Origin of the sequence: Chryseobacterium lactis, from assembly GCF_003815875.1 — a bacterium.
Taxonomy (GTDB): Bacteria; Bacteroidota; Bacteroidia; order Flavobacteriales; family Weeksellaceae; genus Chryseobacterium; species Chryseobacterium lactis.
The window spans coordinates 1,472,324-1,495,058 of sequence record NZ_CP033924.1 but is presented as its reverse complement, the minus strand read 5'-3'; the positions used below and the strand labels follow the sequence as shown (position 1 = coordinate 1,495,058).

Below are 22,735 nucleotides of genomic sequence, written 5' to 3'. Positions count from 1 at the left end.
TTCACTAAAAAAAAACTATTATGCCAAAATTAAGAGAATATTTGGGAGGCATCGTCTCTGAGATTGCTTCAGCCAGAAAAATGACCGATCTGCAAACTGTACAAATGGCTAAAGAATATGCCCAGGATGATCTGTTGAAACATTTTTCAATTCCCAGAATGAAAGTTGGTACTGTGGATCTTACGATTCCTTTTGCTACAGCGGGAAATTCACCGAAAATGATTTTCAGGGACTTTACTTATGATGAAATTACAAAAGTTGCCAAAACAGATTATGATCCTTCCAATATAAAAGAAGATCAGAGCCTGAAAGCCTTTCTCATCAACCAGGAAGCTATTCATACTGATATTCTCAAAAAGATTAAAGAACAGAATACACCGACATTGACTAATGATCAGATTGAATATTTGGTTCCTCTTTCTAAAAATATTGTAGAATTCTGTAAATCTCTTTCTAACCTAAGCTGGAAGACGACCAATCCCGATGTATTATTTCAGAGTCTTTCCGACAGAATAACTCTGGAAACGAGAAAGATTATTGAAAAAACAGAAGATTATGAGATTATTATCGAGGCCGGCAAATTGATGGAGCTTGATGTAAAATGTTTGGTATTTGCTAAAATGAGTGTCAGTGAAGCAGGAATGGAATGGTCAAGATACGAGGATATCAATGGAAATATCGTAGAAACTTTAATCCCGGAATAGAACATGAAAAAGTCACAATTTATCCTGGTTTCCCAGTTAAAAGAACAGCTTCAGGGCCTTCCTGCAATCGTATCGTCTTTAGAGAAAAAGGATCCTCTTTTTGTTGAAAAAACAATAGTATGGTTAAAAGCTGTAGAAGATATACTGTCTACAAATACCATCAGTGAAGTTTCAGAAATTGCAGGATTCAGAAGTAAAATTCTGGCAGGAAGAATAAGTGATGAAAGAGGTTTTAATGCTAAAAAAAATCAGCTTAAAATCACGGCCGGCCTTCTTTACGATGCTCAGAATTGTGTATTAAATGTGCTCTTACCACATGAAGGAAAAATGAATGAATGCAGAGATATCACTAAACAATTACTGGCTTTAGCAGCACAAACAAATACATTGGTTTATCATCCGGAAGTAAAGTTTGAGGATTTTATTCAACAGATCTGGTGGTTTATTCTTTCTGATCCTAATTTAAATCCCGGAGGAATAAAACTCAAATCAATGTTATCTGAAATGGATATTATAATGCTCATCGCCGATGAGATTGACATCAAAGATTTTTCCTGAAAAAAAATATAAAATTCATTCTAAATTATTTTTTATGCGTCAAGTTTTGTCGCTTTCCAATACTACTTTTGAAAAAGAAACATCATCAAAAAAACTAATAACCAAAACTTAAATAGCCTTTGAATTCATCTTTTACAAATATCGACCAACAAAAAATATATTCAAAAAACACCTTTTCTCTTACCACAAAAAGTATGGAAGCAACCAATCATAAAACAAATGTCATCATTGATGAAATCCCCTACACCATAGAATGGGGAGATATTGAACACGTAGAGATGGATTATGATAATTATCTCAACGACGTTGAAAACTTTTTCAGAGAAGATTGTAAAGAAGATATTCTTGAAGAAGAGACTTTGTAATTACCTTTAAAAACACCGGGTTCCGGAGCTGTCCAAAATATTCACAATCAGCTAATAACCAATTCACCATCTTCATATCCCTTTGAATCACCATTCACAAAATGTTGGACAGCGGAACCTGTTTTGAAAACCATTTCTTTGAAGTGGTTTTTATTTTATAAACAAGAGTAAGATTAATCTTTAAAAAATAAAACACGACACGTTTTGTCGCATTAAGCCCATATATTTGTCTTATAAAATTAAATCATGAAAAAAGATTTTTATCTGACACGATATGCCTTAATTATAAAAAGACTGGAAAGCTCTCCGGCCACCTATTCGCAGCTGGAAGATTATCTTTTAAACTCTTTTGAATTTCAGGATGCAGAGATCAAGAGTTACTCTATCCGCACGTTGCAAAGGGATATCCGTGAGATTTCCAATCTCTTTAATCTTTCTATTCACAATAAAAAAAAGGGCGATAACCGATATTATATTGAAAGTCGTCCGATTATGGAAGTGGATGAATACAATCAGAAATTATTAGAATCTTTCCAGGTAAGTAATGCCCTCAATCTTCACCCTGATTTTTCAGATTTTATTTTTTTTGAAAGCCGCAAACCGACCGGTGTAGAGCATTTTTATGATCTTTTCTTTGCCATTCGTAATAAAAGAGTCGTTTCTTTTGAACATTACAATTACAAGAACAAACTGATGACTTCCCGAAAAGTGCATCCTTTGGCCCTGAAAGAATCCAAAGACAGATGGTACCTTATCGCAATTGATACAAAGGATAAAGCTTTGAAATCATTTGGACTGGACAGAATCAATTATCTGGATGTAAGTAATAATAAGTTCAGAGAAAAATATAATTACAACTTCAGAGAGCATTTTAAAAATGCTTTCGGAGTGATGAATCTTACCGAACAAAAACCGCAAAATATTGTCTTGAAATGCAGCCGCCATCAGGGCGAATATATCAGAAGTTTTCCGCTTCATCAATCACAGAAAGAGACTAAAGAAACGCCGGAAGAGATCTATTTTGAATTCTTTTTACACCCTACTTACGACTTTATGCAGGAAATTCTCTCCTACGGAAAAGAAGTAACCGTATTAGAACCGAAAGGTTTAGTTGATGACATCCGCACCCACCTTCAGGAGTCATTGAACCGTTATCTTGAGAGTTGATTGAGAATGGCCGGATCTCACATTTTTTGAGTATATTTACATAAATATACCCTATTGAAAGCTTTATTTATTTGTCTCTGCTGTATCATTTCTTCATTCTGTTTATCACAGCAGAAAGAAGAATTCAGGCTTGTAAAAACATATTACAACCAGCACAGAAGCATGTTGAATAAAGAATTCAAGAAAAAATTTGATGCGGAATCCAATACCTTCAAAAAAGCTTCCATAAAAGGAGACTTCCTTTTTTTCATGAAAAAAATGGACAGTATTGAAAACAGTGCACTCATCGGAGCGCTATTGAAAGTAAGGAACCTGGAGGATCTTCAGTCTATAAAATTAAATGCATCAAAAAGTACATTTGAATCCCCCTATTTTGTAGAGAGCGCTCCCAATTACCCAGGAGGCATCAATACTTTAAGACAGGAGGTTGCTGATCTTTTGTATGTTGGCGGCGTTAATTCTGAAGCAAAAATGGTAAAGACCAGTGTTGCTTTTGTTGTGGAAAAAGATGGAAGCGTAAGCAATGTACATGCTCAGGGAGATAACTTCACTTTTAACAGACAGGCTGAAATTGCTTTGTATTCTATTTCTGAAAAATTTGTTCCTGCCTTAGCTAAAGGAGATGCCGCAAGATTCCAATTCAAACTTCCTTTAACTTTAACAATGACGGAATAAATGTTTACTGACGAATATTATATGAAAATGGCTCTGCAGGAAGCAGAAGCTGCCCTGGAAAAAGATGAGGTTCCCATTGGATGTGTTGTCGTTTCAAATAACCGGATTATTGCAAGAGCTCACAATCTCACTGAAACCTTAAATGACGTCACTGCTCATGCAGAAATGCAGGCGATCACTTCTGCCGCCAATTTTCTTGGAGGAAAGTATTTGAAGGATTGTACACTTTATGTTACCATGGAACCTTGTGTAATGTGCTCCGGTGCCCTTTCATGGTCCCAGATTTCAAAAGTGGTAATCGGTGCCCGTGATGAACAAAGGGGCTTCATCAACAAACATCTTTCCCTACATCCAAAAACGGAAGTGATCACCGGAATTATGGAAGCTGAATGTTCTTCTATCGTGAAAGATTTTTTTAAAAGCAAAAGATAATCAGAATTAAATAAAAAAACATCCGGAAATATTGATTGTTTCCGGATGTTTAGTTTTATTTCGTTAAACAATTAAAATCAGCTATTAAAAATAGAATACATCACAAGATCAAAGTATTCTCCGTCTTTTTTCACTTCCTGTTTTAAAACAGCTTCTTTTTCCATTCCAATCTTTTCCATGATTTTCCCGGATGCAGGGTTGTGTGGAAGATGAGTTGCAAAAATTTTATTAAAATGTAATTTTTTAAAACCAAACTCAACAATAGCTCTGGCTGCTTCGGTGACATACCCTTTATTCCAGAAAGGAATTCCTATCCAGTATCCCAATTCTGCCTTATCGTCTTCTCTGTCGTGGAGTCCGATAGCTCCGATAATTTGCCCTTCCTTATTTCGGATCCCAAAAGTATATCCGGAGTTTTCTTCGAAGGCCTCCTTAGACATCGTCACCCATGATTTTGCATCATTCTCCGTATAAGGATAAGGAATATTAGATGTAAGATCGGAATAGATCCTATGTTGAAGATACTCCACAATTAAAGGAATATCTTTTTCTTCCAGCTGAGATAAAATAAGTCTTTCTGTTTCTAATATTGGAAATTGTTTCATGATTATGCAAGATTAAGTACGGCTCAAAATAAACTTTAGCCTAAAATTTATAAATCCTTTCCAAGGAAATAAAGTCCTTTCAGGGTATGAAGTCTGTCCATCACATGAATCTTATCCGTCAAAGGTTTATACACATGAGAAACTCCACCGGTAGCGACTACAAAGCAATCATCATTGACCTCATCATTAATGCGGTTCACAAACCCTTCTACCATTCCTAAAAAGCCATATACCATACCACTTTGCATACAGGTTACTGTATCCAGTCCAAGTACTGTTTTCGGTTTTTTAAGTTCAATATCCGGGAGCTGGGCGGTTTGATTAATCAAAGAATTTAGAGAAGTAACAATTCCCGGAGCAATAATAACCCCTAATGTTTCGCCTGTTTCGGCAACACAGCTTGCGGTAAGTGCAGTCCCAAAATCAATAACAATTTTTTTCCGGTTAGGATACAGGTTATGGGCAGCTACAAGATTGGCGTAGATATCTGTTCCCATCTGTTTGGATTTTGCCTGTACAGCTGACGGAGTTGACCTATCAACAATGACAGGAGTAACACCATGAATCTTTTTGATCCCCGAACTCATCACTTTGGTAAGCTGGGGAACCACTGATCCTATGATGACTTTGTCAATTTCCTTAGGTTCTATCTTATAAGTCTGATACAACATCAGCATCTGTACATACAGTTCATCTGCGGTTCTGTAAGGCTTGGTATTGATTACCCACGAAATATCACAATTATCTCCATTAAAAAGACCAAATCTGATATTACTGTTCCCTACGTTTATTACAATTGAATTCATTTATATTTTAACAGGCTATGGTTGAAAAATTTTCCTCCCAAATTTATAAAAAAATAAAAGGAGTACTTTCAAATACTCCTTTTATCTCTATGTTGATCTCTTTTTATTTTACTTCTACAAAGTTATCAGCCATATTTACATCTGCGATTCTCTGGCTGAAATCAATTCCCAGAACTGACAATTGAGATTTTGTATAAGGAACCGTTATGGTATATTCTTTCTGTGTCCACGGCCAGTATAGCATTGTTTTAAAATCACCATACATATCCTTTTGCTTCCATGTATGAGTCATATTCAGAGGGATCTGGTAAGTCACTACTTTTTTATCTGTGGTCATTACACTGAAATCAATCGGCATAGGAACCTGTCCGTTATTGACCAAAGTAATCGTAGTGGATTTTGCATCATATTTCACGTCTTTAATTCCGTAGTCAATGGTTTTGGTAGTATTGATCCAGTAATTGTGGAACCACTTCAAATCCATTCCGGAAACTTTCTGAGCAATATGAAGGAAATCTCTGTCTGAAGGATGTTTCATACTCCACTGATCATAATATTGCTTTAATGTTTCAGCAAGATTCTGCTCACCCATAATATATCCAAGTTGTACCAGATACAACTCTCCTTTCACATAGGAAGCATACGTATATGCAGTTCCGTTATCATGATGATCTCCTAACCAAACGGCAGGTTCTTCAATTCCTTTTTTAACAAAGTTTCTGTAACCTTCCAGTGTTTTAGCAAATGGGTTTGGAAGATCTTCTGGGAATAACTGATACATGGTAAATCCTTCAGCATAGCTTGTAAAACCTTCATCCATCCACGGACGAACGGATTCGTTTGTTGCCAGCATCTGCTGATACCATGAATGAGATCCTTCATGAGCCATTAAGCCCATTAATCCTTTAATATCCTTAGCTTCTCCAAGAATCATGGTACACATTCCGTATTCCATTCCACCATCTCCACCTTGAATAAATGCATACGTCGGGTAAACATATTTACCGAAATGAGAGTTCATAATCTGGAAATATTTCGTGATATAAGATTGTGCTTCACCCCAAGCTTTTGTCTTGTCGTTTTTCTGATAGACAAGGTATACTTTTGGTCCTTCCGGAACATTAAAGCTTTCAACAGAATAATCTCTGTCTGCACTCCATGCAAAATCCAGAATGTTCTTTGCCGTCCATTTCCAGGTTACTTTTTTATCTTTTTCTGCTTTGATCTTCGCTGCAGTGTCATATCCTTTTACTTCGGTTGGATTTTCAAGAATTCCCCCAGCTCCTACTACATAATCTTTGTTGATTTTAATAGTAACATCAAAATCTGAAAACGGTGCGTGAAATTCTCTTCCCAGATAATCAAAGGTTGCCCAGCCATCATAATCATATTCTGCGATTTTCGGGTACCACTGAGTCATCGTCATATCCACTCCTTCCCTGTTGTTTCTTCCACTTCTTCTGATCTGTTCAGGAATAACAGCATCCCAGTCCATAGTAAAAGTCGTCGTTGAATTGGGCTTGATAGGTTCAGCCAGATATACTTTCATAATGGTTTCCTGAACTTCAAATTTCAGGTCTTTGCCATTCTGCTTAATCCAGTGAATATTTTGAGCTCCTTCCTGATCTTTCGGAATAGAAGCTAATCTTGAGATTCCATCTTTTTGCAACCTTCCGTCACCATTTTTGCCCTGAGAAGCCACTCTCTGGTCCATCATGGAATTGGGTTTAAAAGCATTCCAATATAAATGGAAATACACTACATTCAACTCATCGGGTGAGTTATTCGTGTATTCTAAAGTTTGCTTTCCCTGGTAGGTAAATTTTTCAGCATTGACATCAATATCCATCTTGTACTTTGCAGCCTGCTGATAATAAGCTCCTTGCTGAGCCTGAAATTGTGAAATGATAAACGCAAAAATGATTGCAGCCGATTTTCTCATTTAAAATTTTATTTTTTTCTAAAGGTAGGTAATTTAAACAACACCCTAAAATGTGGAGTTATTTAAGGGTTTCTTTCTACTAAAAGCCTTGTCAAGGTTATAAACCTTGACAAGGCTCAAAAAAAACCTCAAGTGCAAAACACCTGAGGCTGATCGTATACTATTACAGTACAATTATTTTTTAGCAGAAGCTTCTTTCTTGCTGCTTCTCAGGATCTTTTCAAGGATTCTTAATGTAATCAGATAAGTAGGTTTTACTCCTGTAAGACCCAGACCTCCTGAAGACAATGTACTTCCGGTTTCCAAAGGATTATCTGAAGCATAATAAGCATACATAACAAACAAGTCCGGTGAAATATGGTGTCTGATTTTAGAAGCAACCTGAATTGCTTTCTGATAATGAGCTCCTTCCATTTCAAGACCGATGGCCTTCCATGAAGTATTCATAAAATAAGACAAAATATCTCTGTTCTGTAATGAAGTTCCCAGAACTGTAATCATTGGTCCTTCAAAAGCTTTTAGTTCATCATCTACGAAATCGTCTAGCTTCAATGCATTTTCAAACGGATAGTTATCTGCAGTTCCTTCAAAGATATGAGAAGTAGGGATCATAATATCTCCTTTTTCTCCTGTAAGGATTCCTGCTTTACCCATAATGGAAACAGATTTCACTTTCATCATATATATTTCTCCCTTATGCTCGAACGGTCTTAATAACTCGTCCATCACCTCAAAGGCTTGTTCACCAAAAGCATAATCAAATACCAGCACCACATCATCTCCGGAGAATTTGCAGTCTGCAAACGGTGTATTTTTCAAATCTGTTTTGCTAAGATCGATGATCTGAACATCAATATTACTTCCGCTTTTGTCAGCAATATGGATCATTCCTTCATCCATGGCATACTTTAATACCTTGTCACGAAGTTCTTTTTTGTTAGAAATTTCTTCATACAATTTATAGTCGACCTCGTTCTGTTGTTTCTTTTTAAGAGCATTATTGGCATACAGCATATTTTTCACGGAATGCATATTGGCAGAAATAACATGTAAAGGACGCATATGAAGATTATTATCAAATAAAACTTCTTTTACTTTATTCGCCCATTTTTCTCCAAAATAATGATGTCCTACTCTTTCCTTTAATATAGCACTGAAATGAATTTCTCTCTCTCTTGCTCCTTTTGCATCTTCAAGACTTACTTTTCCTAAGTTGTAGATGATTTTAAATAAACGGTCAGGATTGTGATCATCTCCAAAAGTATTGTAAGCTCTCAACGTTTCATCAAAAGATCTTCCTATTAAAGACGAAAGATGGATAAGAGCCACCTCTTTTTCTTTTCTGCTGAATTTCTTCTCTCCTTTCACGACCTCTTCAATAATTTTAAAGGCGCGCGTCGGCTTCCAGTTTTCATCCTGAATGAAAGCCAGGTTACGGATTTTATCAGCCTCTATAAATAGGAATGTTAAGTGGGTAAGAATGTCATAAATCTCGGAACGGCCCAAAAGAACCTCAATATTCATCTGGTGTTCGTCTATTCTATAACAGTTTCTTCTTCTTTTCTTAGGAACAATAGGTTCGAAACTTCCTTTATCAAAACCCTCATCTGATGTAAGATGAATAAAAGCACACTCCTCAATCCCTTCCGGAAGTCTGTCTAAAACATACATCAAGCCGTCAAGCTCCAATTTGTTTGGAATATTCATGGTGCCATAAATTTCCGGATTGATGGTTTTTAACAAACTTCTGATACTTTCTCCTGAAACACCCCCTGGCTTGAAAAATCCTCTATAAAATAAATGTCTCATAGAGATATATAGTCTTTCAATAGCCTCTGTGGTTTCTCTTGCTCTAGAATTTGTCATAAAATAAATTTCACACAAATATACGAAATCTTTGCCCATTTTATTTTAACTATCTTTTAATAAGTGGCTTAATCGCATAGGATGGTATGATGTATAATCTAAAATGTATTTACGAGCTCTTACCCCTACAAAACAGGCATCGAACATTCAATAATTAAATATAAATCACAAAACACCCTGTTAAAAAAACACCAAACAATTGTTTAAATAATATAAATTTTCAAAACACCCCTAAAAAAAATGGGGTCAAAATGATTTCGATTCATTTTTTTTGTAAATTTGCCCTATCAAAATTAACCCAATTATGTCAACCTTAAGATTCAAAGCATTAGAAACCCTACCATTTAAGGATTTTAGAAGAGACAACTCTGTTGAAGTCCCTGCAAAATTATCAGAACTATTCTGTACAAATGTTTTCTCAGAGGAAACGATGAGAGAATATTTAACAAAGGAAGCATTCGGTTCTATCATGGATGCCATTAAAAAAGGAACTAAAATCCAAAGACACATTGCAGACCAGGTAGCTGTAGCTATGAAAGACTGGGCAATGAGCAAAGGAGTAACTCACTACACTCACTGGTTCCAGCCTTTAACAGGAACGACTGCAGAAAAGCACGATTCTTTCTTTACACCAATTGAAGGAGGTAGAGCAATTGAAAGATTCAGTGGAAACATGCTGATCCAGCAGGAGCCTGATGCATCTTCTTTCCCGAACGGAGGAATCCGAAATACTTTTGAAGCAAGAGGATATACGGCTTGGGATCCTACATCCCCGGCTTTCATTATGGGAACTACATTATGTATTCCTTCGATCTTCATTTCTTACACAGGAGAAACGTTAGATTACAAAGCACCTCTTTTAAGAGCTTTGAACGCGGTAGACGAAGCTGCAACAAGTGTAATGCAGTATTTTGATAAGAACGTAACAAAGGTAACTCCTACTTTAGGTTGGGAGCAAGAATACTTCCTGGTTGATTCAGCATTGTTTCAATCACGTCCGGATCTAGTATTAACGGGTAAAACGTTATTGGGACACTCTCCGGCAAAAGGACAACAGCTGGATGACCACTATTTTGGTTCTATTCCTACAAGAGTCATGAACTTCATGAAAGAGTTGGAAATTGAATGTATGAAATTGGGAATTCCTGCAACTACAAGACATAATGAAGTAGCTCCAAATCAATTCGAGCTGGCACCGATGTTTGAAGAAGTAAACGTGGCAGTGGATCACAACTCTTTATTGATGGATATCATGGCAAGAGTTGCGCACAAACACCATTTCCATATTTTATTCCATGAAAAACCATTTGCAGGAGTAAACGGAAGTGGAAAGCACAACAACTGGTCTTTAGCTACTGATACAGGGGAAAACTTATTAAGCCCTGGAAAAAATCCAAAGAAAAACTTACAGTTCTTAACATTCTTTGTTAATACCATTAAAGCTGTTCACGAATACGCAGACCTTTTAAGAGCAAGTATTGCTTCTGCAAGCAACGACCACAGACTTGGAGCTAACGAAGCACCACCGGCAATCATTTCTGTATTTATCGGAAGTCAGTTGTTTAGTGTTTTAGAAGAGCTTGAAAAGGTAACCAACGGAAAACTTTCTCCAGAAGAAAAAACAGAATTAAAACTAAATGTAGTTGGAAAAATTCCTGAAATTTTATTAGACAATACTGATAGAAACAGAACTTCTCCATTTGCGTTTACAGGAAATAAATTTGAAATCAGAGCGGTTGGTTCTTCTGCAAACTGTGCAGAGTCTATGACGGTAATGAACACGATTGCTGCCAAGCAGTTGAATGACTTCAAAAAAGAAGTAGACACCCTTATTGAAGGTGGATTGAAGAAAGACGAAGCTATCTTCAACATACTTAGAGAGTACATCAAGCAATCCAAGAGCATTATGTTTGAAGGTGACGGATATTCTGATGACTGGGCTAAAGAAGCTAAAAAAAGAGGATTAAACAATCTTAAAACAACTCCGGAAGCTCTTAAACAGGAAATGGATAAAAAGTTCCTTGATCTATACGAAGAGATGGGAATCTTTAACCACAGAGAAGTTGAAGCAAGAAACGAGATCAAACTTGAAAAATATTCTACGGTTATTGATATTGAAGCAAGAGTTTTAAGTGACATCGCAAGAAACCACATTATCCCTTCTGCTTTAAATTATCAAAACAGATTAATTGAAAACGTAAAAGGCCTTAAAGAAATCTTTGGAGATAAAGAATTCAAACCGTTGGCAAAAGAACAGATGAGTTTGATTACCAATATTTCTGAGAATGTTTCTAAAATTAAATTAGGCGTTGAAGATCTTATCAAAGCAAGAGAATCAGCCAAAAACATATCAAACAGCCAAAAGCAGGCAGAAGAATACTGCAACAAAGTAAAACCATTATTTGATCCTATCAGAGATGCTTCTGATGCATTGGAAATGATGGTAGACGATGAGCTTTGGCCGATGACCAAATACAGAGAAATGTTGTTTACAAAATAACAGCTGTATAGTTCCATATTAGTTTAAATTCCCTGGTTGTTCGGGGAATTTTTTATTTTTAAAACCTAAACATACTGAATTCCTATTGTTAAGATTTTTAAATTCTATCAATCGGAAGATTTTATCACATCCTGTTTTATCCGGAAAAGAGACATATTATTTGAGACACTTGTTAAAACACGCCTGAAAAGCCCATTAATACAGGATTTTTCAGATATATTTTTTGTCTTTTTAACAACCTTGAAAATTAGAGTTTTAAATTACAAAACCTGATTTATAGAAGAAAATCGATATATTTTGTTAAAGAATCTTAATAAAAAAAACCGCACACTTGCCAAAAATAGGCGGTTGCGGTTTATTTTTCTTTAACATACGTAAATAATATGTTAAATAGTGTTAAAATAAGATCCTGACAATAATCATATCAGGGGTCTTTTATTCGGAATCTCTACTTTTGTAATGCTTTTGAAAATAAATATTCCTTTTAACACGGATAATCAAATATATATGAAGAAAAGAGTTTTGTTTTATTTAGTTGCTTTAGTTACTACAGTATCTTTGCAATCGTGTGCTACTAATTATGTAGTTTCAAAACCAGCAACTTACACAAAAGAATACAAAACAGATGCCAAACTAGCCTCTATAGATAACAAAAAAATGGAGATGGATAAGCAAAAACTTATCGACTCTTTCCTTGCTGAAAAAGCAGCATCTATAGCAAATGCTAAGAAAGCGATTAAGAATTCTGAGATTGCAAAAGCAATCAAACATAATAAAACGATTGACGGTATCCTTACAGAAGCTGAAACATACCTGGGAACTCCTTACAGATACGGAGGGACTACAAGAAACGGTATAGATTGTTCAGCTTTCGTTCTTTCTGTATTCGGAGCTGCTGCGGGACTTAGCTTACCAAGAGTAGCTGCTTCTCAGGCTCAGGAAGGTGAAAGAATTGAAAAGGGAAACCTACAGAAAGGAGATTTGATTTTCTTTTCTCATGGAAGAAGAATTTCTCACGTAGGTATTGTAGAAAGTGTTACTGAAGAAGGTGAGGTAAAATTTATTCACGCAGCAACATCAAAAGGAGTAATGATCTCTTCATTAAATGATTCTTATTGGGGACCTAAGTACAGATTCGCAAAAAGAGTAATCAATGAAGAAGGAGACAATTACAATAACTTAGCAGCAGTTACTCCAGCTACACCAGCAAATTTTTAATTTTATAAATAATTGATTTAAATAATGAAGCCATCAGTTTTGATGGCTTTTTTATTTGGCATCCTTTTCCCGATTCAGCTACAGTAGGTTTCAGCTAAAGCCAAAGGAGAATACCTTTATATAAAAAGAGCGAACCAAAGTCCACTCCTATTGAATTTTATATTTCTTATTAGACAAATCTAATGTCTTTTTTCCTTTACGAATCTTTCTCTATATCAATATCCAATTTATACAAGAGGCCATAGACTTCGGAAAGGGAAAACCTGGCCTTTTTAAGCCTATTTAAAGCCGGATCTATGGAATAGTTAACCGAGGTTCTGAAATCCACCTTTTCAAGGCCTGTATTATCAAAGACAGCTCCCGACAAATCACAACCACTCAAGACTGAACCTGATAAATCACAATCTGTAAAATCGACTTCAATAAGTTTAGAGTTTTTAAAAACTGTTTTCTTGATTGTAGTTTGGTAAAAGACAGAATTATTCAGAGAGCAGTCCTCAAATCTGAAAGACATTCCAAACGGATTACCGTCATTAAATTGTAGACCCAGCATTTTACATTCTTTGAAAACCACATTTCGAAAAGCCGTTTTAACAAGTTTTGCCATGCTGAGGTTACAACCGATAAACTCACAATCCACAAAGCTGAATCCTGAGAGACTATAATATTCAAAATTACAGTTTCGAAATGTGCAGTTTTCGTACTCTCCCACCTCTAAAGGGAATTGTACAAAATCGGTGTTTTCAAAATTCTGATCTAAAATATAAGCTTCTTTCATGGAATGATGATTTAGGTAAACAGGATATCTTCTGCAGGATTTGCAGACTAAAAAAGGTAAAACGTTTTTGTGATATTATCTTTGAGACTCTTATACCAGACTATTCTTATCCGAATAATTAAGTTTAAAGAAAATAAAAGTCATCATAGAAAAGGCCAGCAAAGAACTTCCTCCATAACTGAAATAAGGAAGAGGAATCCCTACCGTCGGGAAAAGCCCCATAACCATTCCTAAATTGATGGAAAAGTGCATCAGCAGGATCGAAGCAAAGCAATAACCAAATACGCGATTAAAGGTGGATTTTTGCTTCTCTGCCAGATAGTAAATCCTTCCAATAAAAACCATATAGGCTAAAACCAGAAGCGCACTTCCAACAAAACCCCACTCTTCACCAACCGCACAGAAAATATAGTCAGTCTGCTGCTCCGGTACGAATTTCCCTTGAGTAACTGAACCTTCACGGTATCCTTTACCAAAAATACCACCGGAACCAATGGCTGTTTTAGAATATAATAAATTGTACCCGGAAGTATCTCTAAATGCTTTTTCTCCTTTATAAAGAACCTCAATTCTTTCTCTCTGGTGTTTCGGAAGTTTTTCTAAGATAAAAGGAGATCCGAATGCCAACCCACATAATAAAAGAATAGATCCGGCAATTGATGAGATGGAAATAACATCCCACGACATTCTATGATAATTCATAGCGATCAGAACACCGGCAATCAACACCACTGCTCCTGCAACATAAATCGGAGGCACCGCTAATGCCACAAGAAAGACTGCTGCAAAAATGAAACCCACACCAAATAAGAAACCGCTTAAACCTTCTCTATATAAGGCAATAAAAAAGGCGATAAATACAAGCATTGAACCTACATCGGGAATTGCAAGAACTACCACTGCAGGAATGCCAATGATGGCAAGAGCCGTTAAAAGCGATTTTCTATTTTTCAGATTAAAATCAGGCCCCGAGACATAGTTGGCAAGCATCAGCGCTGTACCTATTTTTGCAAATTCTACAGGCTGCATTGTAAAGCTTCCAAACTTATACCAGTTCTTCTGCCCCAGAATTTCCTTTCCAAATGGGAAAAGCCCTATCAAAAGCAGAACACCACCTATATAAATGATTCCTGCCATATTCTCGAAGAACTTACTTCTTCCTAAAAAGATCACCAATCCAACTACCACAGAGATACAGAAGAACATGAATTGTTTCTCTCCCAACTTCTGGTCAACACTGTAGATATTTGCAATCGCAAAAATGCAAAGCATGAAATACAGTCCAAGGCCCAGCTTATCTATTCCTTCAGTCCATTTCATTGCTTAACAGTTTTTTTAGGAGTGTTATTCTTTTTAGTTTCCTCTTCTATCTTCTTTTGGAGTTTGGCTTTTTGCTGCTTAACAAGCTCCAGACTATCTTTTATTCTTTTTTGCTTAATTGAATCCGGCTTAGGATCTTTATAAAGTCCTTTACGTTTCAAATCTGCGATCCATTGCCTTTTATATTCCGGCATGAAACTGGAGGTGATCATTTTTTTATAAAGATTTTCTCTTTTCAAGTCACCTGTAATATATTTTTCAGCAATTACCGTACAAGCCGGACCTGCCCATGTAGCACCAAATCCTGCGTGCTCCATTACGGCAACCACAACAATTTTCGGCTTATCAGCAGGGGCAATCAATACAAAGATCGAATTATCCTTTCCTTGCGGAACCTGTGCTGTACCTGTTTTTGCTAATTGTGTAAAGTCATTAGATTTCAACCCTCTTGCCGTTCCTCTCAAAACCACAGCTTCCATCCCTTTTAAAACGGGTTCAAAATGTTTCGGATCAACTAAAGTCTGATGTTTAACCTTAAATCTTGGATCAGGATTTGGCTTTCCATCAATTCCTTTTACGATATGAGGGGTATAATACCAGCCTTTATTAGCGATAGCCGCCACATAATTTGCAAGCTGAATAGGGGTTACCAAAACATCTCCCTGTCCCATCCCGTTATAGATAGCTCCGGTTGACATTTCATCCCAATTTTGAAAATCCGTTCTCTTGGAACCACTTGCTTTCATGATCGCTTTAAACCTTTTCTCATAAAAGTCTCCGGAAGGAATTCTCCCTCTTGCTCCTACTGCGAAATCATTATTTAAAAATTCTCCAACTCCGAAGCTGCTCATGATCTTTTTCCACTCATCAACACCTTTTGAGGGATTACCAGGATATTTTTTAATGATAGCAATAAATGCATAGGTAAAGAAACAGTTGCTGGAAACCTGAATAGAAGGAATTAACGGCTCAGCACCACCATGACCTTTAATTCTTTTACCCTTATAGAAAAATCCGCCTCCACAAGGAAAAACAGTCTTTTCATCCATTACTCCCATTTGCATGGCAGCTAAAGCAGTCAACAACTTGAACGTTGATCCCGGAGGATACCCTGCCTGTAAAGAACGATCAAAAGTAGGTTTATTTTCGTAAAGCGTATCTTTTGACAATGCATATAAATTTTTGGATTTATAGGGTCCGGTGAAAAGATTAGGATCAATATCCGGGCCCGTTGCTGCAACCAGCACTTCGCCATTATTAGGATCTATAGCTACAATTGCACCATGTTTATTGACAAGCATTTCCTCAGCCGTTCTCTGAAGATCATAATCAATGGTTAATGTAATATCCTTCCCTGTAACCACATCCTTATCTAAAGATCCGTTTTTATAAGAGCCGATATTTCGGAGCTTGATATCCTTTTGGATATATTTCATTCCCTTTATTCCTCGAAGCTCTTTTTCATAAGATTTTTCAACTCCAGTCTTGCCGATAAAATCTCCCGGCAAATAGTAGATGGAATCTTTTTTAATTTCTTTTTCATTTACTTCACTGGTATACCCTAAAAGGTTTCCGGAAGTAGATACTTCATACTGACGCTGAGGTCTCTGTACAATGTTAAATGCGGGATACTTAAAAATAATCTCCTGTACTCTTGCAATATCTTCCCTGCTCAGATCTTTCAGGAAAGTCATCGGAGTCAGTTTTGAATAATATTTTTCTTTTTTAATAACCTCGATCCTCTTAATAAAATCTGCTTTGTTGATTTTCATCAAGCCACAGAATCCAAGCGTATCAAAATCCGGCCTCATTAAAGCCTGGGTAAAAGAAATCTCGTAAGCAGGCTGGTTTCCTACCATAATCTTTCCATTCCGGTCAAAAATAACACCACGTTGTGGAATTACATATTCAATTTTAATGGAAGTATTCGCCGCATTAAGGGCATAACGATCTGTAAATAATTGCAAATAAGCTAACCTCGCCACAAAAATAAGGGCGATGACAACAAGCACGGAAAAGATTTTTAAATAACGTGTGTTCAAACTTTTTGTTTGATTTTAAATATTAATGCGTAAATAACAATAAATATAAATGAAATTACACTAGTCACCAACACATTAAATAATATTTCAAAAAATCTACTCAACTTAAAGAACTCTATATATTGCACTAAAAGCTGATGCAGGAAAATACTTGAAAATAAAAACAGCAAAAACTGCGCCCATTGAAGGGACTGAAAAGAGAAAAAGTCTGTAGACGTATCTGTAGACGTCCTGAATATCAATGTTCTGAAATAGGCGATCAAGGTAGTTGCAAATGCATTGATTCCCCATGAATAGAGAAATCCATCAATTGATAGTCCTATTAAAAAACTTAAAGCCAGAAACTGGAATTTATTTCTGAAAAAAGGATAAAACATGACAAACACGGGATATAATACCGGAGTATACTTCCCGAAAAGCGTAATCCTGTTCAATACAAATATTTGTAATGCAACAAGAAATATCATGATCAATATATCGGTAAATAAAGTCCTGCTAATCATTTTCCTTTTTTATTACAGTCTGCAATGTATCCTGAATCTTTTGCACTTCTGCTTTTTTAAGATTCTTCACTACAAATACTTTATTCAACGCTCCCATTTTTTCGCTCAGCTCCACTGAGATATCCCAGAAACCTGTTTTATTATCCACGGAATATCCAGCGATAGTCCCAATCATAACCCCTTTAGGGAAGATCGCAGACTTTCCGTCTGTGACTACACTGTCCCCGATTTTTAAAGCAACATACTTCGGAATATCAGCAAGGTGCATGACACGCGAATTATCTCCATTCCAGGTTAATGTTCCAAAATATCCTGAATTTTTCAGTGCCGCATTAATTCTGATTTTGTTGACACTCAACACGGATTGAACTAATGCATAGCTGTCTGTAGAATTGATTACAATCCCCGCAATACCTCTTGGTGCCATAACTCCCATTTGTGGAAATACACCATCTCTACGGCCACGGTTGATTGTAAAATAGTTGTTTCGTCTGTTGATACTGTTAAAAACAATTTCGCCATCAACAAAAGTATAGATCTGACCGCCTCCTATGGTATCATGAACTTTTTTGAAAACAGGGTTTTTAGCGCCTTCTTTTCCGTAAAGTTCTGTCATAAGAGCTTTATTCTGAGCAACAAGATCTTCATTGGTTTGTTTAAGCTTCAGATAAGAAACTCCTTCATCAATATATCCGGAAACCCATGAATTCAAAGCAGCAGTTTGACCTGCAACCCAGGATCTCTGCATGGCGTTTCTGGAGAATATCAGAACCAAAGCAATAATTTGCAGGAATATAAAGAAGACGAAAAGAGTGTTCTTCGAAAATAATCTCAGCAAAAATCCCATTCAGATATATAGTCGTAAAAAGTTAAAATTATTTAATTAAGAAATTGAATTTATCCATATTCTTAAGGGCAATACCGGTTCCGCGAACAACAGCTCTCAACGGATCTTCTGCAACAAATACAGGAAGACCGGTCTTTTTGTGAATTCTGTCTGCAAGACCTCTTAATAGTGCTCCACCACCAGCAAGATAAATACCTGTTTTGTAAATATCAGCTGCCAATTCCGGTGGCGTAAGAGAAAGAGTTTCCATCACGGCATCTTCAATTCTGATAATAGATTTGTCTAATGCACGTGCAATCTCTTTGTATCCAACCATAATTTCTTTAGGCTTACCTGTGATCAGGTCTCTACCTTGTACCGGGATATCCTCGATGTCTACATCAAGATCTTCCACTGCAGAACCTACTTCAATTTTAATTCTTTCAGCGGTTCTTTCCCCAATATAAAGATTATGGTGAGTTCTTAAGTAATAAGCAATATCATTTGTAAATACATCTCCTGCAATTTTTACAGATTTATCACATACAATACCTCCTAAAGCTACCACAGCAATTTCTGTAGTACCTCCGCCTATATCGATGATCATATTTCCTTCAGGCTTCTGTACATCAATACCAACTCCTATTGCAGCTGCCATTGGTTCGTAGATTAGCCTTACTTCTTTTGCGTTTACTTTCTGAGCAGAATCTCTTACCGCTCTTTTTTCAACTTCAGTGATACCAGAAGGAATACAGATTACAATTCGTAATGCAGGTTGAATGAATTTACCTTTGATCCCGGGAATCTTTTTAATAAATTCCTTGATCATGTGTTCAGAAGCGTGGAAATCTGCAATAACACCATCCTTCAAAGGACGGATAGTTTTGATATCCTCGTGAGTTTTACCTTGCATATGCTTAGCCTGCTCCCCTACAGCAATGGGTTTACCCGTAGAACGTTCAATTGCAACAATTGACGGTTGATCTATAACAATTTTATTATTATGGATGATAAGGGTATTAGCCGTTCCCAGGTCTATCGCAATTTCTTGCGTAAACATATCAAATAAACTCATATTTTTCTTCTGATTTTAAGTTTACAAAGATATAAATTTAACACTACTAAAGAAATTTCCCACCAAGATAATTTGGTTAAAATTTTATTAAAATTTATAATTCTTTATTAACTTTTAGTTTAGACAATTAGAGAGTTTGAGTTCAACCAAAATTAATGGGGAACGAAAAGGATAAAAATACCATGAAAATTACCCTGTTTTTTGACTCTAAAAAAAATGTGCAGAAAGTAATAATTGGCAGTAAAGTGTACACAAACCCGTCTTCACCGACATAACATTTTATTTTTAAGTTATTTTAGGATTCATAGACAACCTCTTTCCCGACAACTTCTATAGTTTTTTACGATAATTATCATATACACTATCAGAGGATGGTTAATTAAAAAAAGCGTAAATTTGCGACTGCTTATGTTACAGTACTCCAACATCCATCAAACCTCGAATTTTGCTGTGCTTTCCATCAGCTACGAAAAAGCTGATGTCGAAACGAGAGGAAAATTTGCATTTTTTGACGAAAACATCAAAAATTTTGTTTCCCGGGTCCACCAAGAAGATTTGGGGGATGCCTTTGTAGTTTCCACCTGTAACAGGACAGAAATTTATACCACGACTCCCAATTATCTTTTGATTGCAGAAGAATATTGCAAAACCATCGGAGTACACCTGACAGACTTTCTTCAGTTTGCCAATATACTTACCAAAGAAGAAGCTTTAATTCATCTTTTCAGAGTGGCAGCAGGTCTGGAAAGTCAGATTATCGGGGATTTTGAAATCATCGGGCAGATAAAAAAAGCATATAACCGTTTCAAAAAGGAAAGACAAAATTCTAATCCTTACCTGGAAAGAGCCATTAACGCGGCTATTCAGATTTCGAAAAGAATAAAAAATGAAACAGGGATTTCCAATGGTGCTGCTTCTGTTTCATATGCTGCCGTTCATTATATTCTCAATAGCCAAAAGAAAATTACTGAAAAAAACATCCTTCTTTTAGGGGTTGGTGAAATCGGGCAAAACACTGTTGAAAATCTGGTAAAGCATGTTTACCAGCCGAAAATTAAAATCGCTAACAGAACCCAGGAGAAAGCTGAAAAAATTTCTCAGAAATATAATATTCCTCACGTTGATTATTCTGATTTTGACCAGGAATTAAAAAATACAGATATTCTTATTGTGGCAACGGGAGCCAAGCATCCTATTGTCAACCAGTCACATTTCCCTAATGGAAAAGAAACATTGGTTATTGACCTTTCAATTCCGCATAACGTTGAAAAAAATGTTACCGAAAATGAAAATGTTACCTTAATTGATGTGGATGAGCTTTCAAAACAAATTCAGGAAACCATTCAACAAAGGGAAAAAGAGATCCCAAAAGCTGAAAAGATCATTAAGGAGCTTATGAAAGACTTCATTGAATGGGAAAAAAAGAGAAAGCTGGCACCAAATATTCATCATTTCAAAGCAGTTTTAAAGAACATGGAACGCAACGAAATGCATAATTTTTACAAAAAGAACAAATATATAAACATCACGGACATGGAGCTTTCTGACAAAATGATCCAGAAGATCACCAACCGTTTTGCAAAATATATCATCGACAACCCTTTAAAAGCCGAAGAAATTAGTAAATTAATGCACGAAATATTAGTTGAACAACCAAACAACGAATTCAATGAAAAGCATTAGAATCGGAACAAGAAATTCCGCACTTGCACTTTGGCAGGCTAGAGAGGTTGCGAGGCACCTTCAGAACAACAATTATTTAACAGAGATTGTTCCTATCGTTTCTTCAGGTGATAAAAATCTCAACCAACCTTTATACTCTTTGGGAATCACCGGAGTTTTCACAAGGGATCTTGATATTGCATTATTAAATGACGAGATCGATATCGCTGTGCACTCATTAAAGGATGTTCCTACTCAGTTACCTCAGAATATTGAGATCATTGCATATCTGGAGAGAGATTATCCGCAAGACATTCTGATCAGAAAAGAATCTGCAAGAAACAAAGAGTTCCATGAACTGAAATTAGCTACCAGCAGCTTAAGAAGAAGAGCATTTTGGCTAAGAAATTATCCTGGTGCTGAATTTTCGGATATTCGTGGAAACATCCAAACCCGTCTTCAAAAGCTGGAAGATGGAAATTTTGATGCAACCATCTTATCTTTGGCAGGGATCAAAAGAATGAAAATGGAAATCGACTACGAAATGCTTCCATTAATGATTTGCGCTCCATCACAAGGAGTAATTGCTGTTGCGGGACATTCTGATAAACCTGAGATTAATGAAATTCTACATCAGATCAACCATCAGAAAACTCAAATCTGTGTGGAGATTGAAAGAAATTTCCTAAGTACTTTGGAAGGAGGCTGTACGGCACCTATCGGAGCATTTGCAGAAATCATAGAAAATCAAATCCGTTTCAAAGCAGCACTTTGCTCATTGGACGGTAAAAACTGCATTGCTGTTGATGAAAACTTTGAGTACAACACGACAGAAAATTTCGGGGAAAAATTTGCGAAAATTGTCCTTGAAAACGGGGGGAAAGAATTGATGACGGAAATCAAAAGCCAAATTTAAAAGATTTAGATTGTAAAGTTCTCTACTTTATTTTTCACTTTCATACCGAGCAGACATGAAAATCTTATTTACCAAAAATATAGACCCATCGATTATATCCAAAGAATTAGGAGAGGATATTGTGGTTGATTGTGTTGAGGTAATTAAGACCATACCTATTACCATTAATCCATTTGAGCTTAAAAATTTTTCATTGATTTTTACAAGCGTTAATGGAGTGGCTTCATTTTTTAAAAACCGTTTTAAACCCAACGAAGATTTTACGGCAAAGAATTACAATAAGATCTATTGTGTAGGTGAGAAAACAAAACGAGCCTTAAGGAAACATGGTTTCGGTACGTTTAAGGTATTAAAAAACGCTGAAATGTTGTCCCGGTTTATTATCGGACACTGCCAGCATGAGCAATTTCTTCATTTCTGCGGCAATCTGGCAATCAATGTCCTTGATAAGGATTTGCCTTTACAGAATATCAAATATCAAAAAGTCACCTTATATAATACGGAGGAAATCAATCCTTTAATAGCTGAAAAATATCATGCTGCAGTATTTTTTAGTCCGAGCGGAGTTCGTAGTTTTGCAAAGCGAAATTCTCTGGAGGATATGAAGTTGTTTTCTATTGGTGAAACAACCTCCGGTGAATTGAGAAATTTTACTCAGAAACAAATTTTCACTTCTGAAGAAAATACATTGACTTCTATCTTTGAGCTGATCAGGAGAGAAATGGAGAACAGATTTTAGAATAGATATAATCGGAATTGTGCCGATACTATTAGT

21 protein-coding genes are annotated in these 22,735 nt (G+C 36.1%); 11 read left to right on the top strand and 10 right to left on the bottom strand.

Features of this window, described 5'->3' with window-relative positions; all coding sequences use genetic code 11:
• Nucleotides 1–20 precede the first annotated feature (20 nt).
• The 6 genes from EG342_RS06405 to EG342_RS06385 all read left to right on the top strand — a co-directional run bounded on the left by EG342_RS06405 (nt 21) and on the right by EG342_RS06385 (nt 3,901).
• Nucleotides 21–704 (top strand): hypothetical protein, encoded by a 684-nt coding sequence (locus EG342_RS06405; protein WP_103288916.1) that lies wholly within the window; start codon nt 21–23, stop codon nt 702–704.
• Between the two features lie 3 nt (nt 705–707).
• Nucleotides 708–1,262 carry a hypothetical protein gene (locus tag EG342_RS06400; protein WP_103288915.1) on the top strand — a complete coding sequence of 185 codons (555 nt, stop codon included), beginning with the start codon at nt 708–710 and terminating at the stop codon, nt 1,260–1,262.
• A 194-nt stretch (nt 1,263–1,456) separates the two neighbouring features.
• On the top strand, nt 1,457–1,627 hold the full coding sequence (locus tag EG342_RS25100; RefSeq protein ID WP_164465155.1) for a hypothetical protein: 171 nt from the start codon (nt 1,457–1,459) through the stop codon (nt 1,625–1,627).
• A gap of 246 nt (nt 1,628–1,873) precedes the next feature.
• Complete coding sequence (locus EG342_RS06395) at nt 1,874–2,794, top strand: helix-turn-helix transcriptional regulator (protein WP_103288914.1); 921 nt, start codon at nt 1,874–1,876, stop codon at nt 2,792–2,794.
• 54 nt (nt 2,795–2,848) lie between these two features.
• The gene (locus EG342_RS06390; RefSeq protein ID WP_246008744.1) at nt 2,849–3,469 is read left to right on the top strand and encodes a hypothetical protein; all 621 of its coding nucleotides are present in this window, start codon (nt 2,849–2,851) and stop codon (nt 3,467–3,469) included.
• On the top strand, nt 3,470–3,901 hold the full coding sequence (locus tag EG342_RS06385; RefSeq protein ID WP_103288913.1) for a nucleoside deaminase: 432 nt from the start codon (nt 3,470–3,472) through the stop codon (nt 3,899–3,901).
• A gap of 77 nt (nt 3,902–3,978) precedes the next feature.
• Here EG342_RS06385 and EG342_RS06380 read toward each other — a convergent pair whose 3' ends face one another.
• From EG342_RS06380 to EG342_RS06365, 4 genes are all read right to left on the bottom strand, one after another.
• Entirely contained in the window at nt 3,979–4,506 is a 528-nt protein-coding gene (locus EG342_RS06380; RefSeq protein ID WP_103288912.1) for a GNAT family N-acetyltransferase, read from the bottom strand.
• A gap of 47 nt (nt 4,507–4,553) precedes the next feature.
• On the bottom strand, nt 4,554–5,312 hold the full coding sequence (locus EG342_RS06375) for a type III pantothenate kinase (RefSeq protein ID WP_103288911.1): 759 nt from the start codon (nt 5,310–5,312) through the stop codon (nt 4,554–4,556).
• A 103-nt stretch (nt 5,313–5,415) separates the two neighbouring features.
• A complete protein-coding gene (locus EG342_RS06370; protein WP_103288910.1) occupies nt 5,416–7,254 on the bottom strand; it encodes a M1 family metallopeptidase in 1,839 nt (612 codons plus the stop codon).
• Between the two features lie 174 nt (nt 7,255–7,428).
• On the bottom strand, nt 7,429–9,120 hold the full coding sequence (locus EG342_RS06365) for a DUF6909 family protein (protein ID WP_103288909.1): 1,692 nt from the start codon (nt 9,118–9,120) through the stop codon (nt 7,429–7,431).
• A gap of 304 nt (nt 9,121–9,424) precedes the next feature.
• On the opposite strand from EG342_RS06365, the gene EG342_RS06360 reads away from it, so the two are divergent.
• Together EG342_RS06360 and EG342_RS06355 are read left to right on the top strand one after the other, a co-directional pair.
• A complete protein-coding gene (locus EG342_RS06360; RefSeq protein WP_103288908.1) occupies nt 9,425–11,620 on the top strand; it encodes a glutamine synthetase III family protein in 2,196 nt (731 codons plus the stop codon).
• Between the two features lie 507 nt (nt 11,621–12,127).
• On the top strand, nt 12,128–12,838 hold the full coding sequence (locus tag EG342_RS06355; RefSeq protein WP_103289321.1) for a C40 family peptidase: 711 nt from the start codon (nt 12,128–12,130) through the stop codon (nt 12,836–12,838).
• A 196-nt stretch (nt 12,839–13,034) separates the two neighbouring features.
• Here EG342_RS06355 and EG342_RS06350 read toward each other — a convergent pair whose 3' ends face one another.
• From EG342_RS06350 to EG342_RS06325, 6 genes are all read right to left on the bottom strand, one after another.
• On the bottom strand, nt 13,035–13,616 hold the full coding sequence (locus tag EG342_RS06350) for a pentapeptide repeat-containing protein (protein WP_103288907.1): 582 nt from the start codon (nt 13,614–13,616) through the stop codon (nt 13,035–13,037).
• Between the two features lie 90 nt (nt 13,617–13,706).
• Complete coding sequence (gene rodA / locus EG342_RS06345; RefSeq protein ID WP_103288906.1) at nt 13,707–14,936, bottom strand: rod shape-determining protein RodA; 1,230 nt, start codon at nt 14,934–14,936, stop codon at nt 13,707–13,709.
• A complete protein-coding gene (locus EG342_RS06340; RefSeq protein WP_103288905.1) occupies nt 14,933–16,978 on the bottom strand; it encodes a peptidoglycan D,D-transpeptidase FtsI family protein in 2,046 nt (681 codons plus the stop codon). The genes rodA and EG342_RS06340 overlap by 4 nt, the downstream gene beginning before the upstream one ends.
• Nucleotides 16,975–17,481 (bottom strand): hypothetical protein, encoded by a 507-nt coding sequence (locus tag EG342_RS06335; protein ID WP_027371971.1) that lies wholly within the window; start codon nt 17,479–17,481, stop codon nt 16,975–16,977. The genes EG342_RS06340 and EG342_RS06335 overlap by 4 nt, the downstream gene beginning before the upstream one ends.
• On the bottom strand, nt 17,474–18,328 hold the full coding sequence (mreC, locus tag EG342_RS06330) for a rod shape-determining protein MreC (RefSeq protein ID WP_103288904.1): 855 nt from the start codon (nt 18,326–18,328) through the stop codon (nt 17,474–17,476). Before mreC ends, EG342_RS06335 begins: the two co-directional genes overlap by 8 nt.
• A 28-nt stretch (nt 18,329–18,356) precedes the next feature.
• The gene (locus tag EG342_RS06325) at nt 18,357–19,382 is read right to left on the bottom strand and encodes a rod shape-determining protein (protein WP_045491741.1); all 1,026 of its coding nucleotides are present in this window, start codon (nt 19,380–19,382) and stop codon (nt 18,357–18,359) included.
• Nucleotides 19,383–19,790: 408 nt separating this feature from the next.
• Between EG342_RS06325 and hemA the strand changes: the two genes are divergently transcribed.
• The 3 genes from hemA to EG342_RS06310 are packed head-to-tail and all read left to right on the top strand — an operon-like array spanning nt 19,791 to nt 22,699.
• Nucleotides 19,791–21,065, top strand: coding sequence for a glutamyl-tRNA reductase (gene hemA, locus EG342_RS06320; RefSeq protein ID WP_103288903.1), 1,275 nt, complete (start codon nt 19,791–19,793; stop codon nt 21,063–21,065).
• Nucleotides 21,052–21,960 (top strand): hydroxymethylbilane synthase, encoded by a 909-nt coding sequence (gene hemC / locus EG342_RS06315; RefSeq protein WP_103288902.1) that lies wholly within the window; start codon nt 21,052–21,054, stop codon nt 21,958–21,960. The genes hemA and hemC overlap by 14 nt, the downstream gene beginning before the upstream one ends.
• Nucleotides 21,961–22,015: 55 nt before the next feature.
• Nucleotides 22,016–22,699 (top strand): uroporphyrinogen-III synthase, encoded by a 684-nt coding sequence (locus EG342_RS06310; RefSeq protein WP_103288901.1) that lies wholly within the window; start codon nt 22,016–22,018, stop codon nt 22,697–22,699.
• The last annotated feature ends 36 nt before the right edge of the window (nt 22,700–22,735 follow it).

What these genes read in the sequence shown, in the direction of transcription:
- EG342_RS06370 (WP_103288910.1), bottom strand. Translation starts at nt 7,254, where the DNA reads ATGAGAAAATCGGCTGCAATCATTTTTGCGTTTATCATTTCACAATTT.
- EG342_RS06360 (WP_103288908.1), top strand. Translation starts at nt 9,425, where the DNA reads ATGTCAACCTTAAGATTCAAAGCATTAGAAACCCTACCATTTAAGGAT.
- EG342_RS06405 (WP_103288916.1), top strand. Translation starts at nt 21, where the DNA reads ATGCCAAAATTAAGAGAATATTTGGGAGGCATCGTCTCTGAGATTGCT.
- EG342_RS06355 (WP_103289321.1), top strand. Translation starts at nt 12,128, where the DNA reads ATGAAGAAAAGAGTTTTGTTTTATTTAGTTGCTTTAGTTACTACAGTA.
- EG342_RS06375 (WP_103288911.1), bottom strand. Translation starts at nt 5,312, where the DNA reads ATGAATTCAATTGTAATAAACGTAGGGAACAGTAATATCAGATTTGGT.
- EG342_RS06310 (WP_103288901.1), top strand. Translation starts at nt 22,016, where the DNA reads ATGAAAATCTTATTTACCAAAAATATAGACCCATCGATTATATCCAAA.
- EG342_RS06325 (WP_045491741.1), bottom strand. Translation starts at nt 19,382, where the DNA reads ATGAGTTTATTTGATATGTTTACGCAAGAAATTGCGATAGACCTGGGA.
- hemA (WP_103288903.1), top strand. Translation starts at nt 19,791, where the DNA reads ATGTTACAGTACTCCAACATCCATCAAACCTCGAATTTTGCTGTGCTT.
- hemC (WP_103288902.1), top strand. Translation starts at nt 21,052, where the DNA reads ATGAAAAGCATTAGAATCGGAACAAGAAATTCCGCACTTGCACTTTGG.
- EG342_RS06385 (WP_103288913.1), top strand. Translation starts at nt 3,470, where the DNA reads ATGTTTACTGACGAATATTATATGAAAATGGCTCTGCAGGAAGCAGAA.
- EG342_RS06365 (WP_103288909.1), bottom strand. Translation starts at nt 9,120, where the DNA reads ATGACAAATTCTAGAGCAAGAGAAACCACAGAGGCTATTGAAAGACTA.
- rodA (WP_103288906.1), bottom strand. Translation starts at nt 14,936, where the DNA reads ATGAAATGGACTGAAGGAATAGATAAGCTGGGCCTTGGACTGTATTTC.
- mreC (WP_103288904.1), bottom strand. Translation starts at nt 18,328, where the DNA reads ATGGGATTTTTGCTGAGATTATTTTCGAAGAACACTCTTTTCGTCTTC.
- EG342_RS06350 (WP_103288907.1), bottom strand. Translation starts at nt 13,616, where the DNA reads ATGAAAGAAGCTTATATTTTAGATCAGAATTTTGAAAACACCGATTTT.
- EG342_RS06400 (WP_103288915.1), top strand. Translation starts at nt 708, where the DNA reads ATGAAAAAGTCACAATTTATCCTGGTTTCCCAGTTAAAAGAACAGCTT.
- EG342_RS25100 (WP_164465155.1), top strand. Translation starts at nt 1,457, where the DNA reads ATGGAAGCAACCAATCATAAAACAAATGTCATCATTGATGAAATCCCC.
- EG342_RS06380 (WP_103288912.1), bottom strand. Translation starts at nt 4,506, where the DNA reads ATGAAACAATTTCCAATATTAGAAACAGAAAGACTTATTTTATCTCAG.
- EG342_RS06395 (WP_103288914.1), top strand. Translation starts at nt 1,874, where the DNA reads ATGAAAAAAGATTTTTATCTGACACGATATGCCTTAATTATAAAAAGA.
- EG342_RS06335 (WP_027371971.1), bottom strand. Translation starts at nt 17,481, where the DNA reads ATGATTAGCAGGACTTTATTTACCGATATATTGATCATGATATTTCTT.